The organism is Gordonia sp. NPDC003504, assembly GCF_053587995.1.
In genome coordinates this window covers 672752-687538 of record NZ_JBSFPC010000001.1, presented here as the reverse complement: position 1 = coordinate 687538, position 14787 = coordinate 672752, and the positions used below count along the sequence as shown (strand labels likewise).

Sequence of the window (14787 nt, the reverse complement as noted above, 5' to 3'; positions counted from 1 at the left end):
ACTTTTCGCAGTTTGGCCGGCTCGGCGTCGGCGGCTCACAGCCAGTGCGGCGCAGTCACTTCCGCGGAGGTCTGCACACCGGAGTTCTGCGCACCGACGGTGGTGCGCTCGGCCATCCAGCCGACGACGGCCGACAACTCGCCGCGCACCTCGATGCGCTCACCGGCGAAATCCGGGTCGACGTCGGTGATGCCGGCCGGCGTGATCAGCCGGAGTTGCGCACCGCTGCCCTTGCGAGCCCATGCGCCGACGATGTCGCCGAACAGGTCGAGCAGCACGGCCTCGGGGAAGTCGGCGAAGGAGCCACCCGCGCCGAGATCGATGGTGTGGATCCAAACCTCCCGGGTGCGCATCCACGCGGTCTCCGCGGCCGGAACCGTGCGACCCTGGATAGTCTTGACCTGTGCCTCCCACTTCTCGGTGGGCAGCCGACGCCACGCCTCGTCGAGGCGTGCCGCGGTGTGATCGACGAGGTTGCGCAAGGGCTGCGCACCCAACGTCGATCCCTCCTCGATCTCGGTGTTGCGTTGTGTGGCCGAGGAATACATCGGTGTCTCGACTCCGGTCGCGGCCCAGATCATCAGGTTGCACAGGGCGGCGGCGTTGTAGCCGACGTGCGCGACGAGATGTTTGCGTGACCAGCCGGGCAGCAGTGACGGCCCGGCGAGCTCGTCGTCGGAGACGCGTGCCAGGTGCTGCACGAAGTACGCGGTTCCGTTGCGGGCGATGGCCAGTTGCTCGTCGAGGGGGAGCTGGTGGAAGCCCGCGATGTCGGTACTCACCGCGCTGACGTTACTTGACAATGGTCTTGTTCCGGACGGTTCCGAGGCCCTCGACGGTGACCTCGACGGTCTGGCCGTCGCCGATGTAGCGGGCCGGCTTGCGGGCGTGGCCGACGCCGCCGGTGGTGCCGGTGATGATGACGTCGCCCGGGTTGAGGGTCACGATGTGCGAGATGTACTCGACGAGTTCGGCGGGCTTGAACACCAGGTCATCGGTGGTCGACTCCTGCATGACCTCGCCCTCGAGGCGGGTCTCGATGCGGCTGCCGAGCTCGTAGTCGGTGTCGAGCCACGGCCCGAAACCGCTGGTCTTCTCGAAGTTCTTGCCCTGATCCCACTGCAGGGTGCGGTACTGGTAGTCACGCATCGTGTAGTCGTTGATGACCGAAAAGCCGGCGATGTGGTCGGCCGCCGAAGCGGCGCTGACCTGGTAGGCCTGCTTGCCGATGACGACGGCGAGCTCGGCCTCCCAATCGAGCTGTGAGGCAGCGTATTCGGGGACGACCACGTCGTCGTACGGTCCCGTGAGGGCATCGGCGACCTTGAGGAACAGGGTGGGGTACTCCGGCAGGTCGCGGCCCATCTCCTTGATGTGCGAGGCGTAGTTCAGACCGACGCAGAACATCTTGCCGGGGCGGGGGATCACCGGGGCGTAGTCGGCGTCATCGAGGGCGACGGTGGTGCCGTGGGCGTCCTCGGCGATGTCGCGCCAGTTGTCTTGGGCAAGAAGGGCTCCCAGGTCGGCATAGCCGTCGATCACGGTCGCGGTGGTCTCGTCGACGCGGGCGGCGGTAGTGGTGCCGGCAAGGCGGAGGGTGGTGAGTTTCATCGGGTGGGCTCCTTTTCGTGGTGGCCGAGTTCCGGCAGATTGTCGCGTGGTGTGGTCTAGATCTCGACAAATCGACCAGCGGGGGGTACTTCTGGATCTGCGAGCGATCGAAGTGCAGGCGCTCCATGATCGGGGCGTCGGAGAAGGTGAACACGTCGATGCCGGGATCGGTGGCCAGTGACCAGGGCACCCAGGAGGGGATGACCACGAGGTCGCCGGTGGACAGTTCGCGGCGGTCGTCGCCGATGGTGACCTCGCCCTCGCCATCGAACACCTGGAAGACGGTGGAGCCGACGTCGCGGCGGGTGGCGGTCTGGGCGCCGGCGCGCAGGCGGTGGAACTCGGCGCGGATGGTCGGCATGACATCGCCGCCGGTGGTCGGGTTGGTGTAGCGGACGGCGGCATGGCCGGGTTCGGTGGTCGAGGCGTAGCCCTCGGTCTCCAGCTCGAGCTGCTCGCGCAGCGCGGCGTCGGTGTACTCCCAGCGGTAGCACGCGATCGGCGAGCTGACCTTGGCGTCGAGCCCGACCAGCGGACGCAGGCCGGGGTGGCACCACAGGCGTTCGGACCGCGAGACCTCGGGCATCGACTCGTCGGTGACGCCGTCGGAACCGAATTCGAAGAAGCCGGTGTCGGCGTAGTAGCTGAACGGGATGTCCAGGCCGTCGATCCAGGCCATCGGCTGGTCGGTCTCGTTGTGGTGGCCGTGGAAGTTCCAGCCAGGGGTCAGCAGGAAGTCGCCGCGGCGCATCGCGACCGGGTCACCGTTGACGACGGTCCACACGCCCTCGCCCTCGACGACGAAGCGGAAGGCGTTCTGGCTGTGCCGATGCTCCGGTGCGGTCTCGCGCGGTCCGAGGTACTGGATCGCGGCCCACAGGGTCGGGCTGACGTACGGGCGTCCACCCAGACCGGGGTTGGCCAGCGCGATCGCGCGGCGCTCGCCGCCGCGGCCGACGGGCACCAGCTTGCCGGCCTGCTCGGCCAGGGGCAGGAGCTCGGCCCATCGCCAGACGTAGGGGATCGCCTGGGGCGCGGGCGACATCGGCATCAGGTCGCCGATCTGGGTCCACAGCGGGATCAGGTTGGCGGCGTTGAAGTCGGAATACAGGGCGTCGAGGGCCGCGTCCTCGTCGGGGGCGGTGTCGGTCCCGCTGGGGGTGGTGGTGGTCATCGCGTTCTCCGTCTGGCTATGGGATGGATCACTGCTCTCGACGGTAGGGGGAGGGCGAGGTGAAGATCCCGAAGTTTCTGTACAGCAGAAACGGAGTGGGCGCCGGCGGTCAGGGTTCGAGGTCGGCGACGTCGACCTCGATCTCGTGCACACACCTCCGCATCTGTCCGATCAGCGGCCCGCGGGCGTGCTGCTCGTAGCGGGTGGACGGGACGGCGACGGTGATCGCGCCGAGGGTCAGACCGCGGTGATTGTGGATGGCCATGCCGAAGGCCGACACCCCGTTCTCCGACAGTTGCAGGTTGATGCCAACGCCGGAGTCGCGGATCGTGCGCAGCGACGCGCTGAACGCGGCGAACTCGTCGGCCGGCAGTCGGGGATCGGCGTCGTCGCGCCGCTGTTGACCATCGGGCAGCAGGTAGAGATGGGTGAGCACCGCCTCGTCGAGTTCGGCGAGCAGAGCCCGCCCGCCCGCGGTGCGGTGTGCGTCGAGCACCTGGCCCTGCCGATCGCCGACCCTCAGGATGGTGGCGGATTCGGCCGAGTAGAGGAATCTCGCCTGGGTGCCGACCCGGATCACCAGGTTGGAGGTCTCGCCGGTCTGGGCGGTCAGCGCCTCGAGGTAGGGCCGCGCGCGATCGGTGAGGTCGCGGGTCCAGCCGCGTCGTGCCGGTCCGGCTCCGAGTGCCGGTCCGGGGTGATAGACGCGATGCTCGTCCTGCACGGCGAAACCGCGGTACACCAGCATCGCGAGGAGTCGGTGGGCGGTGGAGTTGGCCACCCCGAGCTCGGCGGCCGCATCCGACAATCGCACCGCGCCCACGTCACGGAGCAGCACGACCAGGCGCAGGGCACTGTCGACGGAGGTGATGACGTACGACGGCCGCTCGATCACGCGTTTCTGCATAGCAGAACAATATTGCGACGGTTGTGGTGTCCATCACTGTGATCGTCATGACCGCTTCACCGCACAGCACCCACGTCCCGCGTGATGCGGCGGCACGCCACGGCCTGTCTCCACGTCGCGCCGCCATCACCGTCACCGCGTGCTGGCTCTTCGTCGTCTTCGACGGATATGACCTCATCGTCTACGGCAATGTCATCGGCAGCCTGCAGAGGGAATGGGGGATCAGTGCTTCGACCGCCGGAACCCTCGGCAGCCTCGCCTTCCTCGGCATGATGATCGGCGCTGTCCTCCCGGCCGGCTCTCCGACCACATCGGCCGACGCGACGCCATCGTCGGATGCGCCGTCGTGCTGTCGGCGTTCACCGCCGCCTGCGCGTTCGCACCCGGACCGGTCACCTTCGGCATCCTGCGACTGATCGCCGGGCTCGGCCTCGGCGGTCTGGTGCCGACGGCCAACGCCCTTGCCGCCGAACTCGTTCCGGATCGCTGGCGCTCGCCGGTGGCCACCCTGATGATGTCGGGTGTCCCGCTGGGCGGATCGGCGGCCGCGCTCATCGGCATGTCGGTCATCCCTGCCTGGGGGTGGCAGCCGATGTTCCTGTTCGCCCTCATCCCGCTGGCGCTGCTGGTCCCGTTGGCCTGGCTCGTCTTTCCCGCGGCGCACGTGCATCACGTCGGGCATCCGGTCGGATTCCGGGTGCTGCTGGGCGAGCGCTATCGCACCCTGAGCATTCTGTTCGCCATCGCCACCATGTTCACGCTCCTGGCCTGGTACGGACTGGGGACCTGGCTGCCCAAACTGATGCAGTCGACAGGCTCCGATCTCGGCAGTGCCCTGACCTTCGCGCTCGCCCTGAACCTGGGCGCGGTGCTCGGATCGATCGTGACCGCCTGGGCCGGAGCGCGATTCGGTGCGGTGCGCACCGCCGTGGTGGCGGCGCTCGTCGCCGGCGGTGCTCTGCTGTTCCTGGTGACCGGACCGACCACCGCCATGATCTATGTGATCTTCGTCCTCGCCGGCGTGGGTACCCACGGGACCCAGTGCCTCATCATCGCCGCGGTGGCCTCGGCATATCCAACACCGTTGCGCGGCACCGCACTCGGCTGGGCGCTCGGCGTCGGACGTATCGGTGCCGTCGCGGCACCGCAGATCGGCGGCTGGCTGATCGCCGCGGGGCTCGGTGCGAACTCCAACTTCATCCTCTTCGGTGTCAGTGCGTTGATCGCCTCGGTGGTGCTTGTCGCGGTCTCCGCGGTGCGTGGCCCGCAGCCGGCCGCCGTCGCCCCGTCCACGGTCGCCGCCTGAGCGTCGGTGAACCCTGGTCCGTCACCGGTTCTCCCTCATCCTCATCTTCAGATCGGAGTCAGAAATGTCATTGTCAACCTCCCGGGTCCTGATCGCCGGCGGCGGAATCGGCGGTGCCGCCGCCGCACTCGCCATGGCGCGCAAGGGTGCCTCGGTCACCCTCTTCGAACGCGCCGCCGAGTTCGGTGAGGTCGGTGCCGGACTGCAGATCGGCCCGCACGGAGCACGCATGCTCGACTCGTGGGGTCTGCTCTACACCGCCTTGCAACGCGGCGTGCTGCCCGGCAACATCGTCTTCCGCGACGCCGTCACCAGCGAGGAACTGACCCGCATCGATCTCGGTACTGAGTTCCGGAACCGTTACTGCGGACCGTATTTCGTCATCCACCGCAGCGATCTGCACTCGCTCATCATCGACGCGGCGCGTGCGGCCGGCGCCGAACTGCTCACCGGACAGACCGTCGCCGACGTCGTCACCGAAGGTGACCGGGCGGTGCTCTCGACCGCCGACGGGCAGGCCCACGAGGCCGACGTGGTGCTGGCGATGGACGGCCTGAAATCCCGTCTGCGCCGCAAGCTCTCCGACGACGAACCCGTCGCATCCGGATATGTCGCCTACCGTGGCACCTTCCCGCGGGACGAGGTGTCCGCCGGTGCCGACATCACCGACGTGGTCGGCTACATCGGACCACGCTGCCACTTCATCCAGTACCCGCTGCGCGGCGGCTCCATGCTCAATCAGGTCGCGGTGTTCCAATCTCCCAAATATCTTGCGGTCGAGCAGGATTGGGGCGGGCCCGAAGAGCTCGCGCACGCCTACGATCACTGCCACGAGACCCTCCGCTCCGCCACCGATCACCTCTGGCGGGACCGGTGGTGGCCGATGTATGACCGTGAGCCCATCGAGAACTGGGTCGACGGCCGGATGATCCTGCTCGGTGACGCCGCGCACCCGCCGCTGCAGTACCTCGCATCCGGCGCGGTGATGGCGATCGAGGACGCCAAGTGCATCGCCGACTACGCCGAAGAGGAACTGGCCCTTGGTGGTTCGGATGCGTGGGACCGCACCCTGGCCGCGGTCAACGCCGAACGGGCGCCGCGCTGCAACCGCATCCTGACCACCGGCCGGATGTGGGGTGAGCTCTGGCATCTCGACGGGGTGGGCCGCATCGCCCGCAACGAACTGTTCCGGACCCGGGACACCTCGAGCTACAAGTACACCGACTGGCTGTGGGCCTACTCCAGCGACCGCACCCCCGCGGGCGCGTTGACCGTGTGAGTTGCCGGACTGAACCGCCCCGGGTTTGTCGGAGGCTCTCGAACCTGTGAAGGATGGAGAGCATGGCAGCACCACGGAAGTACAGCGTTGAAGGACAGGCAACGCGGATGGTGGTGGAAGCCCGCAACGACCCGGCTACGCGCGGCCGGGAGCGCTCAAAAGGATCGGTGATCAGCTCGGCGTGCCACCGGAGGCGTTGCGTACCTGGGTCAAGCAGGCCGAGACCCCACGACCCCACATCGACCGGCGCAGTCTGAAAGCAATAGGGACTGCCAGGGAAGGGGGTGGGTCATGGGGATCGGGTGGCGTGGGGTGACCATCCGCGCATCGTGGGATTGCGTCGTGCCGATGCCGGATTCGTGCGGCGCAGCGACACCGTCGGACTACGGCCCAGCGATCCGGTCGGTCCCGCTCACGGCGTGCCGTCGCCGGGCATCCCGCACACCAGCGGGCTCGGCATGGGATTTCAGGGCCCACGGTAGCTCGCCGGTGTCGAGGGTCGATCAGACCGAACCGGTGCCGCGATCCTCGACCGACGTGGGTGTGGCCGTGACGTCCTCGTCGACGATCCCCTTCTTGGCGGCGCGGTGTCGGCGGTACCACTCGATGAGCATCGGGGCCACCGAGATCACCACGATGAGGATGAAGATCGGTTCGATGAGCTTCTGCACGATCTCGAAGCCACCCAGCCAGTAGCCGAGCAGCACGATGCCGGCACCCCAGACGATGGCGCCGACGACGTTGTAGATGGCGAACACCGTCCACTTCATCCGCGCGGCACCCGCCACGATCGGGGCCAGGGTGCGCACGATGGGCACGAACCGGGCCAGGAAGATCGTGATCGGGCCGTGCTTCTCGAAGAAGTCGTGGGCCTCGGTGAGGTAGCGCTCCTTGAGGAATCGGGCGTCGGGTCGGAACATCTCGGTGCCGACGAACCGGCCGATCCAGTAGCCGATCTGGCCGCCGATGATCGCGGCGACGGGCACGAAGATCAGCAGTTGCCACAGCGAGGCGAACTTGTCGATGCCCTCCTTACCGCCGGCCGCGACGACCATGCCCGCCACGAACAGCAGCGAGTCACCGGGCAGGACCGGAAACAGCACCCCGGACTCGATGAGGATCACCAGGAGCAGGCCCCAGAACGCCCAGGCGCCGAACCAGCTGAGCACGTTGATGGGGTCGAGGATGCCCGGCAGTGCGACCGCGGTGGTCGTGGCCTGGGCGAGAGCGGAATCGATCACGGGTCACCAGGCTACTTGGTCGGCCTGTGAGACGGCCAAAACCCGCTGCGGGTCGCCTGGGCGACGTGGCGTCGCCTCAGGAGGCTGCGGGCGGGACCTGTGACGGTTCGGGCGCACGGTCGTCGACGGGTTCCTCGACGATCCCGCGGCGGGCGCGGAGGACGCGCTTGCCGACCTCGGAAATGATCGGCAGCACCGAGACGAAGACGATGAGCAGGAAGATGTAGTCGACGTTGTCGCGGATGAAGGCGATCTGGCCGAGGAAATACCCCAGCAGGGTCACTCCGGCGCCCCACGCGATGGCACCGACGATGTTGTAGGTGAGGAAGATCGAGTAGCGCATCTTGGCGGCCCCGGCGACGAGCGGGGCGTAGGTGCGCACGATCGGCACGAATCGGGCCAGCACGATGGTGATCGGCCCGTGCTTCTCGAAGAACTCGTGCGCCTCGATGATGTACTTCTCTTTCAGCACCCGCGCGTTCGGCTTGAACAGGGAGTATCCGAGCCGGTTGCCAATGAGATAGCCGACCTGATCGCCGAGGAAGGCGGCGATCGGAATGGTGACCAACAGCACCCACAGCGGTGCGAAGGGTTCGATGTCGGCGGACTTGGCGGCCACGATCAGGCCCGCGGTGAACAGCAGCGAGTCACCCGGAAGCAGCGGAAACAGCAGGCCCGACTCGATGAACACGACGAGGAGGAGCCCGGCGAGAATCCATGTGCCGAACGAGTTCAGCAGGTTGACGGGATCCAGGAAACCCGGGAGCAGTGCCAGATTTGTCGTGTTTGCGGCCAACGCGAAGTTCGTCACGGAAATTCAGGGTACCGGGTGGATATGAGTGTCTGGTGAATCCGTCGTGTGCCGACATCCCGGGCCGCTGCGCGCCGGTGGCTCGACCTTGACATACTGAATCCGAGTGGACCCGCTCACACGGTGAGAAGACGCCTACCCGGTTGGAGGACGTGACATGCCCATAGCAACCCCAGAGCAGTACGCCGAGATGTTCGCCAAGGCGAAGGAGGGTGGCTACGCGTTCCCGGCGATCAACTGCACGTCGTCGTCGACGATCAACTCGGCCATCAAGGGTTTCGCCGACGCCGGCAGCGACGGCATCATCCAGTTCTCGACCGGTGGCGCGGAGTTCGGTTCCGGGCTCGGCGTCAAGGACATGGTGACCGGTGCGGTGGCACTCGCCGAGTTCGCGCACGTCGTCGCCGCGAAGTACGGCGTGACGATTGCGTTGCACACCGACCACTGTCCGAAGGACAAGCTCGACACCTACGTGCGGCCGCTGCTGGCGATCAGCCAGGAACGCGTCGACGCCGGCAAGAACCCGCTGTTCCAGTCGCACATGTGGGACGGCTCGGCCGTGCCGATCGACGAGAACCTCGAGATCGCGCAGGAGCTTCTGGCCAAGGCGGCCGCGGCCAAGATCATCCTGGAATGCGAGATCGGTGTGGTCGGCGGTGAAGAGGACGGCGTCGAGGCGGAGATCAACGACAAGCTGTTCACCACCCCCGAGGACTTCGAGAAGACCGTCGACGCGTTGGGAACCGGTGAGAAGGGTCACTACCTGCTCGCCGCCACCTTCGGCAACGTCCACGGCGTCTACAAGCCGGGCAACGTGAAGCTGCGTCCCGACGTACTCAAGACCGGTCAGGAGGTCGTCGTCAAGAAGTTGGGCCTCGCCGAGGGATCCAAGCCGTTCGACTTCGTCTTCCACGGCGGATCGGGATCGCTCAAGAGCGAGATCGAGGAGGCGCTGAGCTACGGCGTCGTCAAGATGAACGTCGACACCGACACCCAGTACGCCTACACGCGACCCATCGCCGGGCACATGTTTGAGAACTACGACGGTGTGCTCAAGGTCGACGGCGAGGTCGGCAACAAGAAGACCTACGACCCGCGTGTGTGGAGCAAGAAGGCCGAGGCGAACATGAGTGAGCGCGTCGTCGAGGCCTGCACCGACCTGAAGTCGGTGGGCAAGTCGATTAGCGCATGACCTGACGGGTCCGAGGGGACCCGGCACAGACCGACGGCGGCGTCCCGGATGATTCCGGGGCGCCGTCGGCGTGTCGGGGGCGACGGGTGCTCGGCCTCAGAGGGTGAGAAGCCCGACCAGGACTCCGATGGCCAGCAGCACCATCACGGTGGCCGCCGTGATGATCAACAGATCCGGTCGGTGCTTGCGCGTGTGGCCGGGCGACGCAGAGGTGGCCCTGGACGGCGACGGGCGACCGGCCGAGTCGTGGGGGCCGCGGACCGGGCGGCGGGGATCAGCGGCGCGGGAATCGGTGCCGCGGGGATCGTTGGCTCGGGGATCGGCGGCGGCGCGGGGATCGATGGGATGGGGGCCTGCGGCGGGCGGACCGGCCGGACGTGGTTCGGCGATCTGCGGCGCGGGCGCAGCGGCCTGCGGGGAGCCCGGCGCACGCGGACCGCGGAACGCGGTCGGTGCGGGTTCACTGGGCTGCGGCAGTCGTGGAGTGGGATCGTCGGACCCGGCGATGACCGCCGCCGGGACGGGGAGGCCCTGCGGCGGGGCCGCTGGGGCCTCGGGTGCAACGGGCTGGGCCCCGGGCGGGACGGCTGGAGCCGCGAGTGGGGCTGGCGGAGCCGCGGATGGAATGGGTGGAGCCCCGGGTGGGACAGGGCCGTCGGCACGTGGGCCCGGAACCGGACGCGCAAGAGCGTCGGCATGATGCGCACCGGGCATCGGGCCGCGGACATCGGGTGCGGCCGGACGCGTCCCCATCGGCAGCGGTGGACGGTCCGGCGGCGGAATGGGCCGCTGGTGGCGCCCGCGACCGTCGATCCGGCGCGTCTCGGCGGCCTCGTGACCGGGGTCTGCCGCGGACGGATCGCCCGCGGCGCGATCACCGGTCACTGCGGATCGCAGACCTTCCAGTCATCGCCCTGCTTCTGCAGATTGATGGCAACCCGCTGTGGCTGGTCCGGGGTGCTCGTGTTCAGCGCGGTGACCTCGACGACCGCACTGTTGCCGCCGTCGTCGATGCGCACCGCATTGACCGACTCGACCTTGGTCAGCTCGTTCTTGGCCTTCTGGGTCTGGTAGAGCTTCGTCCAGTCCGCGTCGTTCATGTTGGTGTAATAGGCCAACTTCGCGCCACAGGTGACGTCACGAAGCGTCGCGAGATCGCCCTCGTACAGAGCGGTGGTGAAGGTGGTGGCGGTATCGGCCGCCTCGTCTTCCGGTGCCACCGGCCGCAATTGGAAGTAGGCGAAGATACCTCCGGCGATCACCACGAGCGCGATGATGATCCCGAGAACGGCGAGCAGTGCACCGCGGCCCTTCCGGGGCGTGGCCTTCTTGGGTTCCTGCGTACCCGGAATGACCTGCGGCTGATGGGCTGTCGTCGACCAGCCTGCAGTCGCCGATCCGGCGGAGGCCTTGGCGGCGGACGCACCTGCGGCCACGGCACCCCCGGCCACGGCTGCACCGGCGACCGCTGCACCGGCGCCCCTGGTGGCCGACTGCTCATCCTGCTGCGGGGCCCCGGATTGCTGCGATGCCTTGTTGAGGATGACGGTGTCGGCATCGTCGCCCGCGACATCGTCTGCGGTGTCGGTGGTTTCGGTCTCGGCGACGTCTGCCGCATCAACCTCGTCGGCGACCCGCTCGTCGACCTCCGCCTCATCCTCGGCGGCCTCGGCGACGGCGGCCTCTGCTGCGTCGGTGTCGGGGATGTCGGTATCGGTGACCGCATCTTCGGCTGTGGCGGAATCGGTTTCGGTGACGGTGTCGTCCGCCGTGTCGGAATCCGCCTCCGCGACAGTATCTTCCGCTATCGCCGAGTCTGCCTCGGTGTCGGCCTCATCCGAGGTGTCTGCGGTCTCGGGTTCTGCGGTCTCGGGTTCTGCGGTCTCGGGTTCTGCGGACTCGATATCTGCGGTCTCGGTGACGCCGGCCTCGGTCTCCGATCCCGTCTCCGCTACCGCATCTGATCCGGCGTCGGAGTCAACGGTCTCGGTATCTGCGGTCTCGGGGTCGCCGGCCTCGGTCTCGGCAACGGTGGGCGCATCCGCATCGGTTGCGGCGTCTGCTGGCACCGGCTCACCCTGATCCGGCTCACCCTGATCCGGCTCGGCCTGCTCCGCCCCACCGGGCTCGGTGGTGGCGGTTTCGGTGTTGCTCGGGGTGGTGTCGTCGCTCTCGACCTCGGCGGCGGGTTCCTCGGATTCCTGTGCCGGTGCCTCGGCGACGTCGTCGCCCTGCGGGGCGTCCTCGGCGGGCGCGTCCAGGGCCGATTCATCGGTGGTGGCGGTCTCGGTCGCATCGTCGTCGTCATCCGTGGTGGCAACGACTGCGGCTGCGGTGCCCGCGGCGACACCTGCCGCGACGGCCGTGCCGTGACCGGAACCGTCGTCATCCGGGGTGGCGTCATCCGAGGCTGCGTCGGCATCGGTATCGGCATCGGCAGATTCTGCGTCGTCCGCGTTCTCGGCGGACGGGCTTTCGGTCGACGGGCTCTCGTCGGTCACTGTGGCGTCGTCGGGGGAGGCGACGGGCTCGGTGTCCTCGGCGACGACGGCGTCGTCGGTCTCGCTCGGCGCGGTCTCGGTGGCAGCCGATTCCGCGGCGGGCGCCGGGGCATCGGTCTCAACTTCTGCCTGAACCGCGGATTCGGCGTCACTCGCGGTTTGGGCGGTGCCCTCCGATTCAGCGGTGCCGTCCGATTCAGCGGTGTCAGCGGTCTCGGTGCTGCTCTCCCGCTCGACGGTGTCGCTCGAATCGGCTGCGGCCGCGTCGGTCGCATCCACCGACTCCGGACCACTGCCGTAGACCTCGACATCCTCGAGGTCGTCGAGGTCCGTGGTGTCGGGGAGGCTGGCGCGTGAGATCACCTTGGTCGCCGAATCGATACCGCGCCCGCCGCGCGGCCGGGGATGCGGGCTCTCGGTGGAGGAGTCCCGCCCCGGCTTCGTACCCGGTGCGCTCTGCTGATCCGACGGCCTCCGTCCGGCTCCGGCGGTCGGATGGGGTGCGGTCGTGGCGTGCATCGGCGCCGTTGAGGGACTGTCACCGGCCGGACGCCCGGCCTGCGGTCCTCGCGCCGGACCACCCTGGGGGCGCGCGGGGCCGCCCTGCGGACGGGGCGGAACGGCCTGCTGGGGTCCCTGCTGAGGTCGAGGTGCGGGACCTGCCGGGCGCGGTGGCGTCGGTGCTGCGCTGCTCGATCCGGCAGCATCGCCGCCACGCTCACGCAGTTTCCGCAGCTTTGAAAAAGCCCTGGTGACAGCCGACTTCTGATCGTCAGACTGCGTCATCGGACATCACCACACCTTCTTCGAACACGAGGCTCGACATACCCACAAAGACTCACGTCGCCCCGAGTGGAGCGACGAAGCACATCCCGACTCGACGAAGTGCGCCATTCACACTAGCGAATCGATCTGCCATCTCTCCGCTGGGGAGACCGCGATCGACGCGGCGAGGAACGCCCATCGGAGACCTTCGGGGCATTGTGCCATCGAGACGACCGGACGTCCCGCCGAGAAGTCCGGTGATTGAATGGTGGGGTGACTTCCTTCGGAGACCTCCTCGGACCGCAACCCACGCTCCTGACCGGTGATGACGATGCCGAATCCGACCTGCTGAACGGAGCCGAACCCGCCGAGGTGGCGGCAACGCATCCGACCGCGTCGATCGCGTGGGCCTACCTCGCCGAACGTGCACTGGCCACACAGGGCGCCCAGAAACCCGAGACCGTCAAGGTGATCGAGGCCTACGCCTACGCCCGAACCGGATATCACCGTGGGCTCGACCAACTGCGACGCCACGGCTGGAAGGGCTTCGGCCCGGTGCCGTGGAGTCACGAACCGAATCAGGGATTCCTGCGGTGTGTGGGTGCGCTCGCCCGGGCCGCGCAGGCGATCGGTGAAGAGGACGAATACCTGCGGTGCCTCGATCTGCTCAACGACAGCGACCCGAGGGCCGTCGATCACCTCGGGCTGAGCTGACCCGTCGGTGACGTCGCTGACGTCGCGGGTGCGGGGCGGATACGAGGCGCTGCCGCGGCTCCTGCGGGTGCGGATCCGCCGGCTCTACCTGTCGGCGGTACCGATCCTGCAGTGTTCGATCGCGGCCGGGGTGGCGTGGTGGTTCGCCCTCGACGTCCTGGGTCATTCACAACCCTTCTTCGCGCCGATCGCCGCGGTCATCTCGCTCGGTCTGTCGCTGGGCCGCCGGTGGCGCCGATCGGTCGAACTGGTCGCCGGGGTCACCATCGGCATCCTGGTCGGCGATCTGCTGATCGTCGAAATAGGAAGTGGCGGTTGGCAAATCGTCGTCGTGGTGGCCCTGGCCATGGCGGTCGCGGTGTTCCTCGACGACGGGCCGCTGATCCCGATGCAGGCGGCGTCGTCGGCGGTCCTGGTCGCCACGCTGCTGCCGCCCGGGGGGATCGGCGGATTCCACCGCGCGATCGACGCGCTCACCGGTGGGTTGATCGGCATCCTCGTCGGGGCGTTGCTGCCGGCCAACCCGGCGGCCCGAGCGCGTCGTGACGCGGCCGGGGTGCTCGCCACGGTCCGTGATGCCGCCCGTCAGCTCGCCGACGGACTCCGCGCCGGTGACCAGGAACTGGTGCTCGCCGCGTTGGAGAAGGGCCGCGGTACGCAGGGCGCGATCAACACGATGCGGCAGGACATGAGCGGTGGCCGGGAGATCAGCACGCTCTCGCCGCTGTACTGGGGCTCGCGGATGCGACTCCAGAGAATCTCGGCGACCGCGGACCCGATCGACAACGGGGTCCGCAACTTCCGCATCATCGCCCGACGTGCGCTGGGCATCACGCAGCGGGGCGAACCACTGCGTCCCGAACTCATCGAGATCGTCGGCGACCTCGCGGATGCGTTCGAGATCCTGCGGGAGATGATGCTCGCCGATCCCGGCGAATCGCCCGATGCCGCCGACGCCGCACGGGTGCTGCGCACCATCGCCCGTAAGGCGCGGATGGAACTGGCCGAGGAGCGTGGCATGGCCGAGACGGCGTTGCTGGCCGAGATTCGGTCGCTGCTCGTCGATCTGCTGATGGTGGCGGGACTGCGACGGTCGTCGGCGGTGGCGACGCTGCGCTGAAGATCCGCGCGGTCGGCGGTCGGTTGCCGGGCGGGCATCGGAGTTGGCGCGGTTGTTGCTGCTCGACGCGGAGTCCGCGTACTTACGCGGTCGTTGCGCTAACCGCGTGACTATGGGCGTACCGCGCGGGTCAGGAGCGATCGCGCCACCCACTTAGCCGACCCTA

General features: G+C 68.2%; 12 protein-coding genes and 2 pseudogenes. 6 read left to right on the top strand and 8 right to left on the bottom strand.

The genetic code is table 11. The annotated features are described in order from the left end of the window. Positions 1–35: 35 nt before the first annotated feature. The 4 genes and pseudogenes from ACWDPV_RS03030 to ACWDPV_RS03015 form a co-directional block, all read right to left on the bottom strand. Positions 36–782 (bottom strand): maleylpyruvate isomerase family mycothiol-dependent enzyme, encoded by a 747-nt coding sequence (locus ACWDPV_RS03030; RefSeq protein WP_449741693.1) that lies wholly within the window; start codon positions 780–782, stop codon positions 36–38. A gap of 10 nt (positions 783–792) precedes the next feature. Beyond that, positions 793–1611, bottom strand: a complete 819-nt coding sequence (locus tag ACWDPV_RS03025; protein WP_449741692.1) for a fumarylacetoacetate hydrolase family protein — start codon at positions 1609–1611, stop codon at positions 793–795. Positions 1612–1699: 88 nt separating this feature from the next. After that, positions 1700–2785: pseudogene (locus tag ACWDPV_RS03020) on the bottom strand (cupin domain-containing protein); the annotation flags it as partial. 109 nt (positions 2786–2894) lie between these two features. After that, positions 2895–3692 carry an IclR family transcriptional regulator gene (locus ACWDPV_RS03015; RefSeq protein WP_449741691.1) on the bottom strand — a complete coding sequence of 266 codons (798 nt, stop codon included), beginning with the start codon at positions 3690–3692 and terminating at the stop codon, positions 2895–2897. Positions 3693–3724: 32 nt separating this feature from the next. Here ACWDPV_RS03015 and ACWDPV_RS03010 point away from each other — a divergent pair. From ACWDPV_RS03010 to ACWDPV_RS03000, 3 genes and pseudogenes are all read left to right on the top strand, one after another. Continuing rightward, positions 3725–4998 (top strand): annotated as a pseudogene (locus tag ACWDPV_RS03010) (MFS transporter). Between the two features lie 64 nt (positions 4999–5062). Beyond that, the gene (locus ACWDPV_RS03005) at positions 5063–6277 is read left to right on the top strand and encodes an FAD-dependent monooxygenase (RefSeq protein ID WP_449741690.1); all 1215 of its coding nucleotides are present in this window, start codon (positions 5063–5065) and stop codon (positions 6275–6277) included. 284 nt (positions 6278–6561) lie between these two features. Then, a complete protein-coding gene (locus ACWDPV_RS03000) occupies positions 6562–6759 on the top strand; it encodes a hypothetical protein (RefSeq protein ID WP_449741689.1) in 198 nt (65 codons plus the stop codon). A 21-nt stretch (positions 6760–6780) separates the two neighbouring features. Here ACWDPV_RS03000 and ACWDPV_RS02995 read toward each other — a convergent pair whose 3' ends face one another. Then, complete coding sequence (locus tag ACWDPV_RS02995; protein ID WP_449741688.1) at positions 6781–7518, bottom strand: DedA family protein; 738 nt, start codon at positions 7516–7518, stop codon at positions 6781–6783. Between the two features lie 76 nt (positions 7519–7594). Continuing rightward, positions 7595–8329, bottom strand: coding sequence for a VTT domain-containing protein (locus ACWDPV_RS02990; RefSeq protein ID WP_449741687.1), 735 nt, complete (start codon positions 8327–8329; stop codon positions 7595–7597). Positions 8330–8486: 157 nt separating this feature from the next. On the opposite strand from ACWDPV_RS02990, the gene fbaA reads away from it, so the two are divergent. Next, positions 8487–9521: a class II fructose-bisphosphate aldolase gene (fbaA, locus tag ACWDPV_RS02985; RefSeq protein WP_348807086.1), complete on the top strand. Its 1035-nt coding sequence runs from the start codon at positions 8487–8489 to the stop codon at positions 9519–9521. A gap of 96 nt (positions 9522–9617) precedes the next feature. Here the strand turns inward: fbaA and ACWDPV_RS02980 are convergent, their stop codons facing one another. Both ACWDPV_RS02980 and ACWDPV_RS02975 read right to left on the bottom strand, forming a co-directional pair. Beyond that, positions 9618–10406 carry a hypothetical protein gene (locus tag ACWDPV_RS02980; RefSeq protein WP_449741686.1) on the bottom strand — a complete coding sequence of 263 codons (789 nt, stop codon included), beginning with the start codon at positions 10404–10406 and terminating at the stop codon, positions 9618–9620. Further along, the gene (locus tag ACWDPV_RS02975; RefSeq protein ID WP_449741685.1) at positions 10403–12541 is read right to left on the bottom strand and encodes an Rv0361 family membrane protein; all 2139 of its coding nucleotides are present in this window, start codon (positions 12539–12541) and stop codon (positions 10403–10405) included. Before ACWDPV_RS02975 ends, ACWDPV_RS02980 begins: the two co-directional genes overlap by 4 nt. 519 nt (positions 12542–13060) lie before the next feature. Here ACWDPV_RS02975 and ACWDPV_RS02970 point away from each other — a divergent pair. Both ACWDPV_RS02970 and ACWDPV_RS02965 read left to right on the top strand, forming a co-directional pair. Continuing rightward, positions 13061–13501, top strand: coding sequence for a DUF3151 domain-containing protein (locus tag ACWDPV_RS02970; RefSeq protein WP_449741684.1), 441 nt, complete (start codon positions 13061–13063; stop codon positions 13499–13501). Positions 13502–13517: 16 nt separating this feature from the next. Then, positions 13518–14621 (top strand): FUSC family protein, encoded by a 1104-nt coding sequence (locus ACWDPV_RS02965; RefSeq protein WP_449741892.1) that lies wholly within the window; start codon positions 13518–13520, stop codon positions 14619–14621. Positions 14622–14787 lie beyond the last annotated feature (166 nt).